This is a genomic window from Dyella flagellata, from assembly GCF_030160275.1.
In the GTDB taxonomy this organism is placed as follows: domain Bacteria; phylum Pseudomonadota; class Gammaproteobacteria; order Xanthomonadales; family Rhodanobacteraceae; genus Dyella_B; species Dyella_B flagellata.
This window is the reverse complement of the sequence record NZ_BSOA01000026.1, coordinates 1-14,882: the sequence shown is the minus strand read 5'-3', so window position 1 is coordinate 14,882 and position 14,882 is coordinate 1. Positions and strand designations below refer to the sequence as shown.

Annotated in this window: 14 protein-coding genes; 6 read left to right on the top strand and 8 right to left on the bottom strand. The window is 62.8% G+C overall.

Features of this window, described 5'->3' with window-relative positions:
- The first annotated feature begins 136 nt into the window (after positions 1 to 136).
- From QQJ96_RS12685 to lptA, 3 genes are all read left to right on the top strand, one after another.
- The gene (locus tag QQJ96_RS12685; RefSeq protein ID WP_284332369.1) at positions 137 to 904 is read left to right on the top strand and encodes a 4-vinyl reductase; all 768 of its coding nucleotides are present in this window, start codon (positions 137 to 139) and stop codon (positions 902 to 904) included.
- Between the two features lie 108 nt (positions 905 to 1,012).
- Positions 1,013 to 1,615 carry a DNA-3-methyladenine glycosylase I gene (locus QQJ96_RS12680; RefSeq protein WP_404649122.1) on the top strand — a complete coding sequence of 201 codons (603 nt, stop codon included), beginning with the start codon at positions 1,013 to 1,015 and terminating at the stop codon, positions 1,613 to 1,615.
- Positions 1,616 to 1,713: 98 nt separating this feature from the next.
- Positions 1,714 to 2,247: a lipopolysaccharide transport periplasmic protein LptA gene (gene lptA / locus QQJ96_RS12675; RefSeq protein ID WP_284332367.1), complete on the top strand. Its 534-nt coding sequence runs from the start codon at positions 1,714 to 1,716 to the stop codon at positions 2,245 to 2,247.
- Between the two features lie 65 nt (positions 2,248 to 2,312).
- On the opposite strand, the gene bioC is transcribed toward lptA, so the two are convergent.
- The 7 genes from bioC to QQJ96_RS12640 form a co-directional block, all read right to left on the bottom strand.
- A complete protein-coding gene (gene bioC / locus QQJ96_RS12670; RefSeq protein WP_284332366.1) occupies positions 2,313 to 3,194 on the bottom strand; it encodes a malonyl-ACP O-methyltransferase BioC in 882 nt (293 codons plus the stop codon).
- Complete coding sequence (gene bioH, locus QQJ96_RS12665) at positions 3,191 to 3,964, bottom strand: pimeloyl-ACP methyl ester esterase BioH (RefSeq protein WP_284332365.1); 774 nt, start codon at positions 3,962 to 3,964, stop codon at positions 3,191 to 3,193. Before bioH ends, bioC begins: the two co-directional genes overlap by 4 nt.
- On the bottom strand, positions 3,961 to 4,752 hold the full coding sequence (locus QQJ96_RS12660) for a sulfurtransferase (protein WP_284332364.1): 792 nt from the start codon (positions 4,750 to 4,752) through the stop codon (positions 3,961 to 3,963). The genes bioH and QQJ96_RS12660 overlap by 4 nt, the downstream gene beginning before the upstream one ends.
- A 28-nt stretch (positions 4,753 to 4,780) precedes the next feature.
- Positions 4,781 to 5,950: an 8-amino-7-oxononanoate synthase gene (gene bioF / locus QQJ96_RS12655; protein WP_284332386.1), complete on the bottom strand. Its 1,170-nt coding sequence runs from the start codon at positions 5,948 to 5,950 to the stop codon at positions 4,781 to 4,783.
- 1 nt (position 5,951) lies between these two features.
- Positions 5,952 to 6,983, bottom strand: a complete 1,032-nt coding sequence (gene bioB, locus QQJ96_RS12650) for a biotin synthase BioB (protein ID WP_284332363.1) — start codon at positions 6,981 to 6,983, stop codon at positions 5,952 to 5,954.
- A 130-nt stretch (positions 6,984 to 7,113) separates the two neighbouring features.
- A complete protein-coding gene (locus QQJ96_RS12645) occupies positions 7,114 to 7,776 on the bottom strand; it encodes a helix-turn-helix transcriptional regulator (RefSeq protein ID WP_284332362.1) in 663 nt (220 codons plus the stop codon).
- A gap of 3 nt (positions 7,777 to 7,779) precedes the next feature.
- Positions 7,780 to 8,433, bottom strand: a complete 654-nt coding sequence (locus QQJ96_RS12640) for a hypothetical protein (protein ID WP_284332361.1) — start codon at positions 8,431 to 8,433, stop codon at positions 7,780 to 7,782.
- A 248-nt stretch (positions 8,434 to 8,681) separates the two neighbouring features.
- On the opposite strand from QQJ96_RS12640, the gene QQJ96_RS12635 reads away from it, so the two are divergent.
- Positions 8,682 to 8,891 carry a hypothetical protein gene (locus tag QQJ96_RS12635; RefSeq protein ID WP_284332360.1) on the top strand — a complete coding sequence of 70 codons (210 nt, stop codon included), beginning with the start codon at positions 8,682 to 8,684 and terminating at the stop codon, positions 8,889 to 8,891.
- Between the two features lie 15 nt (positions 8,892 to 8,906).
- Positions 8,907 to 9,626 (top strand): ComF family protein, encoded by a 720-nt coding sequence (locus QQJ96_RS12630; protein WP_284332359.1) that lies wholly within the window; start codon positions 8,907 to 8,909, stop codon positions 9,624 to 9,626.
- A 33-nt stretch (positions 9,627 to 9,659) separates the two neighbouring features.
- Here QQJ96_RS12630 and QQJ96_RS12625 read toward each other — a convergent pair whose 3' ends face one another.
- Positions 9,660 to 11,000 (bottom strand): Fic family protein, encoded by a 1,341-nt coding sequence (locus tag QQJ96_RS12625; protein WP_284332358.1) that lies wholly within the window; start codon positions 10,998 to 11,000, stop codon positions 9,660 to 9,662.
- Between the two features lie 511 nt (positions 11,001 to 11,511).
- Between QQJ96_RS12625 and QQJ96_RS12620 the strand changes: the two genes are divergently transcribed.
- Positions 11,512 to 14,882 (top strand): beta strand repeat-containing protein (locus QQJ96_RS12620; RefSeq protein ID WP_486599111.1); only part of this gene is annotated, 3,371 nt, incomplete at its 3' end.

Genomic DNA, 14,882 nt, shown 5'->3' with positions numbered 1-14,882 from the left:
TTACTTGCCGCCCCATGCGGCGCAAGTCTTCCTTACGCGCGGGGATTTTTTGATGCCAATCACGACCGGGAACCCGAAAATCGCTCATCCTGACGCCCTGTTTCGCGTTAGCCAGCATCGAGCAACAGGGGGGCCTATGATCGAGCTGGAAATACAGGTTCTCTCCGATCGGAGAGAGGGCCTGGTAATGGAGCTTGGGCAAGTCATCAACGCCAACCGCTATGCATTGCTGCGTCAACGCCTTACCCAGGACGGACACGGTGCGTGGCTGTCGATGGTCGTGCGTGGTCCTTCCGAGCAGCGTTTCGCGTTGGAGGAAATGCTGGGGACGCACCATCGCGTGCTGAGTTTCGAGGCGGCCTTATGCAAGGAGGCCACGGCCATATCGGTGACCGCGCTCAAAGTTGCCTCGCCGGTCTTTGCGACGGAGCCCAGGCTTGTTGTCGAGCCGCCGGCGGGCGCACCGGATATTGCACAAGTCGAGCAGATCCTGCCCAGGCTGGCGCAGGATTTTCCGCGGATCTATCCCTGGCTGGTGGCGCTGAAAAGCAAGGTGGCGAGTCCTGCGCGGGACCCTTCGTTATTCCTGGCCGGCCGGCGTGCCGGCTTGTGGATATACCGGCGCGATTACGCCCAGGATTCGTGCTTGAGCCTGGGTGAGGCGATCAAGCGCGTGGCCGTGCCGGCCTTGCGGCAGATCGCCCAGATCGAGCAACACGGCGTGCATGTCCATGTCCTGGATTGCCCCTTGTGCGAGTCGGAGGGCGGCTCGGGCTGCCGCTTTTACGGTGGCTACCTGGAAGGCTTGCTGGGTGCGGCGGTGGCGGGCAAGAAGGCGCGCGTAAGACACCTTAGTTGCAGAAGTACTGGGGCGGCACACTGTAGTCTCGAAATTTCCCATTGAGCGCGTAGGCTGGGATGACCATCCCAGCTTTCAATGCAGCGTTCCGATGCTGGGATTGTCATCCCAGCCTACAGACACAGTGTCCCTACGTTATGCTCCACATTTTCTATGGATGTGAACGGGGACCCCGTGCCGACCACGCGCATACGCTGTAGCTGGGCAGCCGACGGTGAATTGATGCAGGCTTACCACGATAGCGAATGGGGCGTGCCGCTGCACGATGACCAGCTGCTGTTCGAATTCCTGTGCCTGGAAGGGGCGCAGGCCGGCCTGTCGTGGCGCACCGTGCTGCACAAGCGGGATCACTACCGCCGCGCATTCCATGACTTCGACATGGCGCGCGTTGCGGCCATGAAGGATCGCGAGCTGGAAAAGCTGCTGCTGGATCCGGGCCTGATCCGCAATCGGCTCAAGATCAGCTCCGTGCGCGACAACGCCAAAGCGGCGCTGGAGCTGGTCCGCGAGCACGGCAGCCTGGATACTTACCTGTGGTCTTTCGTGGACGGCAAGCCGGTGCGCAACACCTGGCACAGCCGCAGTGATGTACCGGCCACCACGCCAGCCTCGGACCGCATGAGCAAGGCCTTGAAAAGGCGCGGCTTTCGCTTCGTGGGCAGCACCATCTGCTATGCCTTCATGCAGGCCACCGGGATGGTCAACGATCACCTGGTGGAGTGCTTCCGGCATAAAGCCTGCGCGAGCAAGCGCTGAGCCGTCGGCCGGGATGCCAATCCCGGCATCACAAGGCCGTCAGCTGCGACGAAAAACTCAATAGAATGATGGCCATCGCGATCACAGAGATGCCGCACATGAAGCCGCTCCATGCTGTCCCAACGCTCCCGCTGTGCGCCGCCATCCTGTTGCTCCTGCCGCTGGCGGCGCATGCCAAGACCGGTGACCGCAACCAGCCGATGACGACCTCGCAGGCCACCGTCGACGGCTCCCAGGAACCCAATACGATCACCACGCTGACCGGCAACGTGGTTATTACCCAGGGCAGCATGAAGGCCAAGGGCGACGTCGCGCAGGTCTATCTGGGTGCCGACAGCCAGGTCAGTCGCATCGTGGTGAAGGGCCATCCGGCGCATATCCAGCAGTTGGACGACAACGATCATCTGATGACCGGCGAGGCGCCCACACTCGACTACGACAATGTGCACGGTATCGCGGTGCTGCAACCGGACGCCGTGGTTACGGAGCAGGGCATGGGCGACGCGCATGCGGACAAGCTCACCTACAACACGCAGACCGCATATTTCACCGGAACCGGCAATGTGAGCGTGACCTACCTGCCCAAGCAGCGGCAGGGCGAGAATGCGCCGCCGGCGCCGCCACCGAAATAATCGTAGGCTGGGATGCCAATCCCAGCATTTCCCGAAGCTGGGATTGGCATCCCAGCCTACGTCAATCAACGCCGGCGCGAACCGCGCAGATTGTCCACCGAGAAGCTCGCGATCTCGCCGCCGCCCTTGGCGCGGCGCGACTGCCCCGGCGCGGGACCCCAGGCATGCGCCGTCACCACTTCCCAAGTGGCGGGAATGCGGCCATTCAAGCGCATGGTCTCGTAGGCTGCCAGCATGGCCTGGAAATGGCGCTTGCCGGTGAGACCACGCTCGCGGCCGCGGTCCGCGTGAGTGGCGCCTAGGCCCTTGAGTTCGCGCAACAGCGCTTTCGGTTCGCTATAGGTCAGCGTATAGCGATCCACGTCCAGCACCGGATCGCGCAGGCCGGCGCTGATCATCGCATCGCCCACGTCGTGCATGTCCAGGAAGCGGCTGACGTGCGAATGCTGGTCCACCATCGCCCAGGCCGCGCGTAGCTCACGTAGTGTGTCTGGGCCGAAGGTTGAGAACAGCAGCATGCCGCCCGGCTTCAGTACACGCACGCATTCGCCAAACAGGGCCGGCAGGTCGTCGATCCATTGGAAACACAGGTTGGAATGCAGGATATCCACGCTATGGTCGGGCAGCGGCAGCGCCGTGGCGTCGCCGCACACGCGCGCATACGGCTTGAGCCAGCTGACGTGCGACTTGGCCGTGCGCAGCATCGGCAAGGCAGCATCGATGGCGATGACCTGCGCCTTGCCGTAGCGCTTTTTCAGTAGCGCAGTACCGCGACCCGTACCGGCGCCCACGTCGATGACGCGCTGAGGTTGCTCAAGATAGAAATCCAGGCGTTCCAACAACAGCTGCTGCACTTCGCGCTGAAGCGCGTCATGCTGTTCGTAGCTGCCGGCTGCGTGACTGAAATTGGCGCGCACCCGCTGCGCATCGACCTGGAAGTCGCTCATGCGTTCGCCTCCAGCCAGGGCAGCAGGTTTTGTGCGATAGCCTGCGCATGGCTTAGAAATGGTGCGTGACCCGCATGCGCCGTGACGTGGAATTCGCCCTGGCTGATTTGCGCGGAGCGTTCCATCGCCGAAGGATGCACCAGCCGATCGAGACGCCCGGCATTCCACCAGCTGTTGCCCGCCTTCAGGCTCGGCAGATAAGTGCGCAAGTCGGTTTCATCCAGTATGCCAATACCTTCCTGCAGCACGCGCAGATTGGGCTCGCCGCGTGCAAAGACCTCGGCGCGTAGCTTGCGCAGCTCGGCGCGCGGGTCGGGGCTGCCCATCACCTCCAGCGCGAGGAAACGTTCGATGGTGGCGTGATAGTCGGTTTCCAGGTCGGTGGCGAGCTGGCGGACCAGTGCAGGATCGCGTCCCTGCGGCCAGTCGTTACCGCTCACAAAGCGAGGTGTTGCGCACAACATGGCGAGGCCGCGCACCTGCTGTGGAAAGTCCAGGGCGCCCTGCAGCGCGATCACCCCGCCGAGCGACCAGCCCAGCCATATGGCCGATGGTGTGGCTTCGGCGATGGCCTGTGCGCAGGCCTTCGGCTCCAGCGGCAGACCGCAATCGCGCGAAAAGCCATGGCCGGGCAGGTCCACCAGATACATCGTGCAGTATTCGCGCAAGGTATCGACCAGCGGATTGAAAATGCCGCCGTGCATGGCCCAGCCGTGCAACATGACCAGCGGAATGGGACCGCTGCCTTGGGTTTCGATGTACAGGCTCATGCACGGATTTCTTCCTCTCCCACCGGGAGAGAAGATGCAGTTGAAGGGGATGAGGTGGAGGCTGCCGGATTGAGCGCCTTGTCCACCGCGATGCGATCATCAAACACGAAGCAGTCGCCCTGCCAGTGCGCGCCACCGGCTTCCTCGAAATACTTCAGGATGCCGCCTTCCAGTTGAAACACGCGTTGCATGCCGATGTCCTGCATGTACAGCGCGAATTTTTCGCAGCGGATACCGCCCGTGCAGTAAGACACTACCGTCTTGCCGGCGTAGCGGGAAGGATCGTTGGCCACAGCCACAGGCAGTTCGGTAAAACTCGCAATGCGGTAGTCGACGGCTTGCGGAAACATGCCCATGTCGGTTTCGTAGGCATTGCGCGTATCCAGCAAAACCAACTCGTTTCCTTCGTCATCATGCCCCTGATCCAACCAGCGCTTGAGCGTGGCTGCATCCACAGCAGGCGCGCGGCCGCCTTCGGGGCGAATCGTTGGATGGCGCAGCGTGATGATCTCTTTCTTCAGGCGCACTCGCATACGCTGGAACGGCACGTGTTCGGAAATCGATTCCTTGCCTTGAATACCGGCAAAGCGTGGGTCGTCCTTCAGCCAGGCCAAGAACGCATCGACCGCTTCGCGCGGGCCGGCAAGAAACAGATTGATGCCTTCCGGCGCCAACAGGATCGTGCCCTTCAAGGCCAACGCATGGCATTGCGCGAGCATGCGCTCGCGCAGCGCTGGCAGATCGTCCAGGCTGACGAAACGGTAGGCGGAGATATTCAGGATCGACATGAGGGGCAACGTGGTGCGCGAAACGCGATTATACCGGGGCGCCCGCCAGCCGCAGCGACGCGAGGGCGTCCAGCAGGCGATCGATGTGCGCTTCTTCATGGGCCGCCGACAGCGTGATGCGTAGGCGCGCCTGCCCTTGCGGCACGGTCGGCGGGCGGATGGCGACCGCCAGCAAGCCTTGCGCTTCCAGGATGCGCGAGGCGTCCAGTGCCGCTTGCGCATCGCCAAGCAGCAGCGGCTGGATCGCCGTGCGCGAGGGCATCAGTGGAAGACCCAATTGCTCCGCGCCATGGCGAAAGCGCCGGATCAGGACTTGCAGCTTTTCGCGGCGCCAGTTTTCCGTGCGTGCCAGGGTGACAGCACAACGTGTTGCTGCTGCAAGCGCCGGCGGCATGGCGGTGGTGTAGATATAGGTGCGCGCGAATTGAATCAGTCCCTCGATCAAGGCGGTTGGGCCAGCAACGAATGCGCCGCTGCATCCCAATGCTTTGCCGAGCGTTGCCATCAGCACGGGGACTTCTCGTTCGCTCAAGCCTGCTTCCATGACACTGCCGGCGCCGTCGTCCCCGAGCACGCCCAGGCCGTGCGCGTCGTCCACCATCAACGTTGCGTTTTCACGCGCGCACAGCGCAGCGAGTTCGCGCAGCGGAGCGATGTCGCCATCCATGCTGAATACGCCATCGGTGGCGAGCAGGGCGCAAGTTTCATCGTGGCTACGCAATTGACGTTCGGCGGATTCGACGTCGGTATGTGGGTAGCGTTTCAACACCGCGCCGGCCAGCTGCGCGCCATCGAGCAAACAAGCGTGGTTAAGTTTGTCCTGTACACACAGCTCGCCACGCTGCAGCAACGCCTGCATTACACCGAGGTTGGCCATATAGCCGGTGGAGAACAGCAACGCGCGTTCGCGGCCCGTCCACTCGGCCAGCACTTCTTCCAGTTCGGCGTGTTCGCGCCGATGACCGCAGATGAGGTGTGCAGAGCCGCTGCCGACGCCGCTGCTATCGGCTGCCTGCTTCCAGGCGGCGATCAGCCGTGGATCCTGCGCCAGGCCCAGGTAGTCGTTGCTGCAAAAGACCAGCAAGCGCTTCCCGTTGCTTTCCACGAAAGGTCCTTCGGCGCGCGTAACTGTGCGCAGGCGACGGTACAGCTGCGTCTGTGCACGTCCGTCCGTTTGGACGGCTAAACGTTGGAGCAGGTCAGGCCGCGCAGCCACAGCCCTGTCCGCAGCTTTCTTCCATGGTTATGTCGGCGTGCACCGTGTCGGTATCTTCCGTCACTTCCAGCGCATGCAGATCGAGGCGGCGGAACAGGGCGCGGTCGTGCTCCACGTCGGGATTGCCGGTGGTCAGCAGTTTTTCGCCGTAGAAGATCGAATTGGCGCCGGCGAAGAAGCACAGCGCCTGCACGGCGTCGTCCATCTGCTGGCGGCCAGCGGAGAGGCGCACCATGGATGCAGGCATCAGGATGCGGGCCACGGCGATCGTGCGCACGAACTCGAACGGATCAAGCGCCTCAGTGCCGTGCAGCGGTGTGCCGGCTACCTGCACCAGCTGGTTGACCGGCACCGATTGCGGATGCTCGGGCAGATTGGCCAAGGTCTGCAGCAAGCCAGCGCGCTGCTCGCGCGTCTCGCCCATGCCGACAATGCCGCCGCAGCAGGTCTTCAGGCCCACCTGGCGCACGTGTTCCAGCGTATCCAGGCGATCCTGGTACTGGCGCGTGTGGATGATCTCGCCGTAGAACTCCGGCGCGGTATCCAGATTATGGTTGTAGTAGTCCAGGCCGGCCTGCTTGAGGGTTTGCGCCTGGGGTTCGGTGAGCATCCCCAAGGTGGCGCAGGTTTCCAGGCCCAAGGCCTTCACCGCCGAAACGATCTGCGCCACTTCAGCCACGTCGCGGTCCTTGGGGCTGCGCCAGGCGGCACCCATGCAGAAGCGGCTGGCGCCGGCAGCCTTGGCGGCCTTGGCCCTTTCGACCACGGCATCCACCGGCATCAGCTTCTCCGCCTTCACGCCGGTGTGGTAGCGCGCGGCCTGCGGGCAGTAGCCGCAGTCTTCCGGGCAGCCGCCGGTCTTGATCGACAGCAAGGTGGATACCTGCACGGCGTTAGCATCGTGATGGGCGCGATGCACGCTGTGCGCGCGGTACAACAGGTCGTTGAAGGGCAGGGCAAACAGGGCGACGACTTCGTCGCGGGACCAGTCGTGGCGGACAACAGCTGCGGTCATGGAGGCGCTCCCGGAAATCGGCGCACAGTGTGGGAGCCGCCCCGGAGGCTGTCAACTCAATGCGTGGCCGAATGGTTGACGGGAGGGGTGCCCTGGCCGGGCGCCGGGCAAGACGCGACCGCAGCCGCCCTCATTCCTCTTCGTCGCCCCCTTTTTCCCGCCGCAGTGCACCTAACCGAAAGCGGCACACATGCCCACCGCGCACGATGCATTCCATATGGTGGATGCGCCGGCCGCCGGCCGCCTCCATGTACGCCAGGTCGAACTTGCATACCTGCGGATATTGCTTGGCCAGGGCATGGAACACGCAATTGAACGCCTCGATCTGCCACTCCTCGCCGTGTCGCGCGGCAGTGGCCTCGTAACCGAGTGCGTCGAGCTTCTGCGCGAGGCCATCCACTATTTCCTTGGTGGGCGTGCCAGGCGGCGGAGCAACTTCCTGGCTGCCCAGGCGGTGGCCAAGTTCGCGCAACATGCTTTCTGTGGCGGAGTCGCCCAGCTGCTCATGCATCTGGGCCAACAACGCGACAGCGATGGTGCCGTAATTGCGTGGAAACAGGGCGTGCCCCGACTCGGTAAGCCGGTAGCACGCCGTAGGCCGTCCTCCGCTTGGCCTGGATTGCGTGCGCTCCACGTATTGGCGCGCGATCAAGGCGCTCAGGTGCTGACGTACAGCGTTATGGCTGATACGCAGTTGCTCGCACAGCGACTCCACTGTGCCGCCCTCGTTCGCCATCAGCAGTTGCCGCAATAGGCGCTGCTGCGTGGTTCCGAGCTGCCTGAGCGCCGACATCGTTCAGTGGGCCTTGTCTGGGAATTGCTTGGCGATACCGCCGGCGAAGGCATCGGCAATCGTGTTCATGTGCGCCTGCATCTCGGTCCAGGTAGCCTGCTCGCCCTTGCTGTCGCCGCTCATGATCTGCTTGATCTGCGCGGCATGGTGAGCCACGTGGATGGCGAACAGGTTTTGCAGCGCGCTCTCAGGCAGGTTGGGGTTGGCGCTGGAGAAGAACTTGGCGATGGCGGTGACATTGGTGTTGAGATCGGCCATGGCCTTCTGCTCGCCAGCGGTATCACCGGCAGCGCTGGCGTCGGTGAGCGCCTTGACGCCACCCCAGTGACCAGCGAGCAATTGCAGCGTCTGATCGCCAGCGGTCTTGCCATAGAAGCTACCTACCGCAGCCGCGATCTGCTTGGCATTGGCAACTACCGCATCGGCCGCAGCCTTGGCCTTGGCGCTGTTGTGGGCGTGCACGGCCAAGCCATAGTCACGCGTGGCCACCACGTGCCCATGCCATAGCTGCCGCATGGCTGCCTGCAGCTTCGGCGCAGGGGCGGGGGCGTCCTGTGTGGCCATCGCCATCTCGTGCGCGGCCGGGGCGGCTTGGACAAAGCCAACGCCGGCCAGGCTCGTGCCGGCCAGTACAAACAAAATGTTTCGGATCTTCATGGGTCGTCTCCGCAAGGTCGCTCAGTGCGACTGGGGACAGTCTGGATGGCTCTCATTTTTGCACAAGTCATCTATGTGTAAAGGCCATCTATCAACGAGTTTGTGAACGCGATAGCGACCGGGCCCAAGCAGGCCCCGGGGAGATGGAAAGCACCCTTAATGAAAGTTGGCGGCTGCGGATTCTCAAGAATTTACGCGACGCCGGCCCTGCCTCTACCATGCGCGAACCATCCATCGAAGGAATCGCCATGAGTGCAGCGGGTCAGGGCAGTGCCGGAAATGTGCTTGCCGCCATCTGCAGCCTGTTCATTCCAGGACTGGGCCAGCTGGTGCAGGGGCGCTTCCTGAAGGCCGTGCTGATGTTCGTGCTGGCCGGCGTGCTGTGGGTCTTCTGGCTGGGCTGGATCATCCACCTGTGGTCGATCCTCGACGCGGCGATGTTCCGGCCAAACAACTGACCGAAACGCATGCGCATGGACGCGCCGATCCGCTGGCTTTCAGTTCTGCATCAATGGCTGCTGCCATGGCGTTGCCTGTTGTGTGGCGATGCCGGCGCCGTTGGCATGGATCTGTGCGCCGACTGCGCAGCCGAAATGCCGCGCAACACGCATTGCTGCCAACGCTGTGCGTTGCCATTGCCGATCTCTGCACCTTTATGTGGACGTTGCCAACGCAAGCCGCCACCGTGGGACGCGGCTTGGGCGCCGTTCCGCTATGCGTGGCCACTGGATCGACTGGAGACGCGCTTCAAGTTCAATGGCGATCTGGCCGCGGGCCGGGTGCTTGCGACGATGTGGCAGCGGCAAGTGCATACATTGGATCTACCGCAGTTGATCGTTCCGGTGCCGCTACATCGGCGCCGGCTACGCGAGCGCGGCTACAACCAAGCTTTTGAATTGGCCAAGCCTCTTGCGCGTGCGCTTGGTATTGCTTGCCGACACGATGTATTGCGACGGGTGCGACATACCGATGCGCAGACGGGGCTGGATGCCGTCGAGCGTCGCCGCAATTTGCGCGAAGCATTTGCGTTGCTCGCTTCGGCAAGGCTGCCTGATCACGTCGCCGTGCTCGATGATGTTTTCACGACGGGTGCTACGCTGTCCGAATGCACGCGCATCCTCAAGCACGCTGGGATCGCGCGGGTGGATGTATGGGCCTTGGCGCGCGCACCTTCGCCAGCAGGAAAAATTTAGGCTTCAACTGCAAAAGTGATGGCTTTATTGCTACTAATGCGGCCGTCCGGCAGCGACCCACGCCTGGGTGGCCGACAAGCTCAATCGGTAGCGCGCACAGTTATGGACATCGAGCAGCTGCAGTTCAGAACGAAGTAGTGGCTGAAATTGCGCTAGCTCTTCCGGCGTGAGCTGCAATAATGCCATCGCGCCGGCCGCAGCAACCCGATCAATGACGATGCGTCGGATCGCTTCATTGAGATGCTCCCGAAAGCGCAGGCGCACGGGATCGGGTCGATTGGTTGCCTCCAGTACCACCGCATATTTTTGGATTGAACGCCGGTACGCCCAGGCAAACAGATCAGCTGCTAACGAGGTATCCGTAAATTCATAGACGCCGATCATGGCTTGCGCGTAATCCAGCATATTCACGTCCAGAAAGGACAAAGGCGCGCAGTTGTACAGCATCAGCGGCACATTGGCGGCTAATCGGCTCGTGCGCTTGTTACCATCCTCGAAAGGCTGAAGGTAGGCGAGATTCACCCATAGAAAGAAGGCCGACTCCACCGGATTCTTGATCAGTTGCGCCTTGTTGATGATGAGTTCCAGCATTTCTTCCAGTACCGAAGGAACCTGGCTCGGCACGTACGTCGTATCCGAGATATTGACCAGTTTGCGGCGGACCGTGCCCAGCGCTTCGGTATCGGCGAGCAGATCCCTCATCAGCGTGGCATGCAGGTTGCGCAACAATGCACTGGAGAGCCCATATTGCGGCACGGCATCCACAAGAAACTCGATGGCGGCTTTGTGATTGAGCAGCATTACGGCGTCGCGGTCACCGTCGGTGGCGCCGCTCTGGAACAGTTCCCTGGTTTCGAGCAGCGAATAGCGATTTCCTTCCAGTCGCGACGATGACCATGAAAGATCGATCAACAGGGGTTCCAAAACCTTGCGTGCATAGGTGCCGGCCGGCTGTTGCTCATGCATGCGCCCCTCGTTGGCGAGCGCTATCGCGACAGCTCTGGGCAGCAGCGATGACTCGTTAGGGATGTAACGATCTACGAAGTCGCGCCGGTAGGTAACGATCTCGCGAATAGGAAGCGGTCGATTCAACTTTTCCCACAAAGCGCGGCTGGCATCGGACCAGTCAAAACTGACGCCCGGCTCCCCCAATGCGACCTGCTGCGCCTGCGCTGGGGCGGCGAGCCGATAACGAGTCGCTCTGGCCTTGCCCTCGCGTACGATCAGCCCCGAAAGGACAAGTTGATCCAGATGGCGTTTTGCGGTGGTCCAGCTCATGCCGGCTTCGGCCGCAAGCGCACTGGAGGTCGCCGCTTCCCCCCTGGCGATCAGCTTCTGAAGCGCATTCAACAGAGCATCAGGACTGTCATTCATAAAGCAGGGCTTATAGGGAAGGCGAGGTGATATTAGCCCAAATCAGCCCAAATCAGCCCAAATCAGCCCAAATCAGCCCAAATCAGCCCAAATCAGCCCAAATCAGCCCAAATCAGCCCAAATCAGCCCAAATCAGCCCAAATGGGCTGATTTGCCTCAACAAAAGCACTCCTGACCATTGCTCCCCCGTTGGCAGTGCGGGGCTGCGTGCAGCGGTTCTTCTAGTCGGGACCATCCATCTGTGGTCGATCCTCGACGCGGGGATGGTCAGTCGCCCCGACGTAAGTAGGCTGGGATGGCAATCCCAGCTTGCCATGCCTGCCGCACAACCGATGCTGGGATGGCCATCCCACAAGCTGCATCGGGGAGTCGCTACCTGTCGCGAAACTTGCGTGCACCTATGCCATAAGTCATGGTTTCCCGCTCTAAACTTTCCCGCTAAATCCCAGATTAGTACTCCCGATGATGGTCGCCGCGGTGGCGGCCGCTGGATGACTTTGGGAGCAACACGATGGTCGCAGTGATCGCGGGCAATGGCCTGGGCCTTGGCAATACCTCGCTGACGCAACTGGGCCAATCGCAAGGAGGCGCACCCTCGCTGGGCCAGGCCGGCAACAGCAGCTACGTCAACACCACCACCGGCAACCTGGTCCTGCAAAGCGCCGACGAAGGCGTGTTGTTCGACGGCCTGCCGCTCAACGTGCTGCGCACCTACAACAGCCTGGGCCAGTTGAGCAGCAACGGTTGGAGCTACGGTTTCAGCCGCCACGTGAACGGCCTCACCGGCACGCTCAATACCGCCGGCAGCACGATCACCCGCACCGGCGATGACGATGCCAGCGTCGTCTACACCTATAACGCCACCCTGGGCGTCTACGTCAGCACCGCCCAAAGCGGCGCGGTCGATACGCTGAGCTGGAACGCCACCTCGTCCACCTGGACCTGGACCGCCGCCGCCGCGCAGACCCAGGAAACCTACAACGCTACCGGCCAGCTCACCGCGCTGACTGATACGTCGAGTGGTGCGAGTTACAGCTTCAGCTACAGCAACGGTTTGCTCAGTCAGATCACCGCCGGCGACGGCGACACGGTGCTGTTCGGCTACAACACCACGAATCAGCTGATCAGCCTGTCGATCCAGGAGATCCCGCCCGGCCAGACCACGGCCGTGACGCGCCAGGCCGTCACGTATGGCTACGACACCCAGGGTCGCCTCAGCACGGTCACCACCACGCTGGGCTCGGACACCGACACCACCACCGCCAGCTATAGCACCACCTATACCTATCAGGGCACCACCGACCTGGTTGCCTCGGTCACGCAAAGTGACGGCACCACCGTCAGCTACACCTACGATGCCAGCAATCGGGTGCAGACCGTCACCACCGGCAGCGGTGCGGCGGCGCAGACGATCACCCTGAGCTATGCCACCAACAGCACCACCGTCACCGATGGTCTGGGCCACGTCACGACGTATCAGACCAACGCCCAGGGCCAGCTCACCAGCGTCATCGCGCCGACGGTGAACGGCGCGTCGCCGACCACCACCTACACCTACGACGCCAACGGCAACCTGCTGACGAGCACCGACCCGAACGGTGCCGTCACGACTTATAGCTACGACGCCAACGGCAACCTGTTGAGCGTGGAAGACGGGGCCGGCAATACCGTCAGCTACGCGTATAACGCTGCTGACCAGGTCACCAGCAAGACCACCTACACCGTGCCGGCGCAAGGGCAGGTGGGGCAGAGCGGGTATGTGGCGCCGAGCGGTGCCGAGACGACGTATTACGTCTACACCGCCACCCACCAGCTGGCCTATACCGTCGATGCGCTGAGTGCCGTCACCGAGCACGACTACACCACGGTCAACGGCCTCAGCGAACTGACCACCACGCGCCACTACCTGGGCGCGACCTACAGCACGAGCGGCAACAGCCCCAGCAACCCGCCCACGCTGGCCCAACTGCAAGCCTGGGTACAGAGCACCGCCGTACAAAGCACGCTCAGCCAAAACACGCGCACCGACTACGTCTACGACGTGCGCGGTCAGCTCGCCACGCAAACCCAGTACGACACCGTCGATAGCAGTGGCAATGGCGTGGTCACTCACGGCACGGTGATCACCACCACGACATACGACGCGCAAGGACACTTGCTGCATACCAGCACCGAAACCGGCGCCAACCGCAGCACCCTGCAGACCACCACCTATGCCTACGACGGCCTGGGGCGGATGCTCAGCAAGACCGATCCGCTCGGCAACGTCACCAGCTACGTGTATACCGACAGCGCCAACACGATCGCCATCACCCAGGCCAATGGCCTGACCACCACCCAGGTACGCAACAGCGCAGGTCAACTGCTCAGCAGCACGTCGTCGGCCAGCGGCCAGACCAGCCGGGTGACCAGTTACCTGTACAACGCCGCGGGCCAAGCCATCGCCGCGATCGATGCGGCCGGTAACGTCAGCTATACCTTCTACGATGCCGATGGCCGGGTGAGCGGCACCATCGATGGCGATGGCCATGTTACGGCCTACACCTACGATGCCGCTGGGCAGCGGATCCAAACGACGCAGTACGCCACCCCGGTCGTGACATCGACCTGGACCAGCGGTGGCGCGCTCACCAGCAGCTATCCGACCAGCCTGCCGGTACCGGCGAGCACCTCTAACGACCGCACCACCACCACGCTTTATAACGCTGCAGGCCAAGTGGTGGCGACGATCGACCCGGCCAACAATGTCACGACCCTGCAGTACGACGGTGCCAGCCATGTGCTCGCCACCACGCAGTACGCGACAGCGCTGACCGCGGCCCAACGCACGGCGCTGGGCAGTCACCCGACCTTCGCGGCCTTGCAGGCCGATCTCACCGCCAGCGCCAGCAATCGCACCGCGCTGACGGTTTACGATGCCGACGGTCGGGCCTCCGCGACGATTGATGCGCAAGGCTACGTCACGGTCACCACGTACAACGCCGCGGGTGAAGTGGTGCGGCAGACAGCCTATGCCACCGCATTGACCAGCACGCAGCTCAGCAGCCTGGGTAGCACGCCCACGCTGGCCGCGGTGCAGGCGGATCTCACCGCCAGTGCGCAGGATCAAACGACCCGTACCTACAACGACGGGGCCGGGCGTGTCGTGGCGACGATCGACGCGGACGGTTACCTCACCACGACCGCCTACGACGAAACCACCAACACCACGACGACCACGCGCTACGCCACCGCATTGACCAGTGCGCAACTCGGTGCGCTGACCGGTAGCGAGAGCGTCACCGCGTTGGTGGCCTTGCTCGGCAGCAACACCACCAACGAACAAAGCACGGTCACCACCAACGGTGACGGCCAGGTCACCAGCCGCACCGCCGTGGATGGCACCGTCACCACGTACACCTATAACAGCGTCGGCCAGGTGCTCAGCACCACGGTCACGCCAGTCAGCGGGCAGGGCAGTGCGCGCACCACCAGTGCGACCTACGATGCGTTCGGCGACACGCTGACGGCGACCGACGCCGCCACTGCCACGACCTCGTACGTTTACAACACCCTCGGCCAGCAGGTCGAAGCCACGGATGCGCTGGGCAACAGCACGTGGACTTACTACGACGCCGACGGCAAGGTGCTTTACACCATCCAGGGCCAGCCGAGCGGTACGACGCGCAATGCGCTGGGCAACGTCATCGCGTACACCTACGACGCCTTCGGCGAAAAGGTCAGCACCACCACCTACGCCGGCCAGCTCACCCTCATCACCACCGGCAGCAACAGCGGTACCTCCCTCAACCCCACCGGCGCGACGGCCGCCCAAGTCGCTACGGCGATCGCCGCGCTGAGTGCGGTAAGCGGTGATGCCAATGCGGTGACCACCACCACGTA

Coding starts and splice junctions, on each gene's coding strand:
- QQJ96_RS12630 (WP_284332359.1), top strand. CDS start 8,907: ATGGACGCGCCGATCCGCTGGCTTTCAGTTCTGCATCAATGGCTGCTG.
- QQJ96_RS12625 (WP_284332358.1), bottom strand. CDS start 11,000: ATGAATGACAGTCCTGATGCTCTGTTGAATGCGCTTCAGAAGCTGATC.
- QQJ96_RS12685 (WP_284332369.1), top strand. CDS start 137: ATGATCGAGCTGGAAATACAGGTTCTCTCCGATCGGAGAGAGGGCCTG.
- QQJ96_RS12635 (WP_284332360.1), top strand. CDS start 8,682: ATGAGTGCAGCGGGTCAGGGCAGTGCCGGAAATGTGCTTGCCGCCATC.
- bioH (WP_284332365.1), bottom strand. CDS start 3,964: ATGAGCCTGTACATCGAAACCCAAGGCAGCGGTCCCATTCCGCTGGTC.
- QQJ96_RS12640 (WP_284332361.1), bottom strand. CDS start 8,433: ATGAAGATCCGAAACATTTTGTTTGTACTGGCCGGCACGAGCCTGGCC.
- bioC (WP_284332366.1), bottom strand. CDS start 3,194: ATGAGCGACTTCCAGGTCGATGCGCAGCGGGTGCGCGCCAATTTCAGT.
- QQJ96_RS12645 (WP_284332362.1), bottom strand. CDS start 7,776: ATGTCGGCGCTCAGGCAGCTCGGAACCACGCAGCAGCGCCTATTGCGG.
- lptA (WP_284332367.1), top strand. CDS start 1,714: ATGAAGCCGCTCCATGCTGTCCCAACGCTCCCGCTGTGCGCCGCCATC.
- QQJ96_RS12660 (WP_284332364.1), bottom strand. CDS start 4,752: ATGTCGATCCTGAATATCTCCGCCTACCGTTTCGTCAGCCTGGACGAT.
- bioB (WP_284332363.1), bottom strand. CDS start 6,983: ATGACCGCAGCTGTTGTCCGCCACGACTGGTCCCGCGACGAAGTCGTC.
- QQJ96_RS12680 (WP_404649122.1), top strand. CDS start 1,013: ATGGATGTGAACGGGGACCCCGTGCCGACCACGCGCATACGCTGTAGC.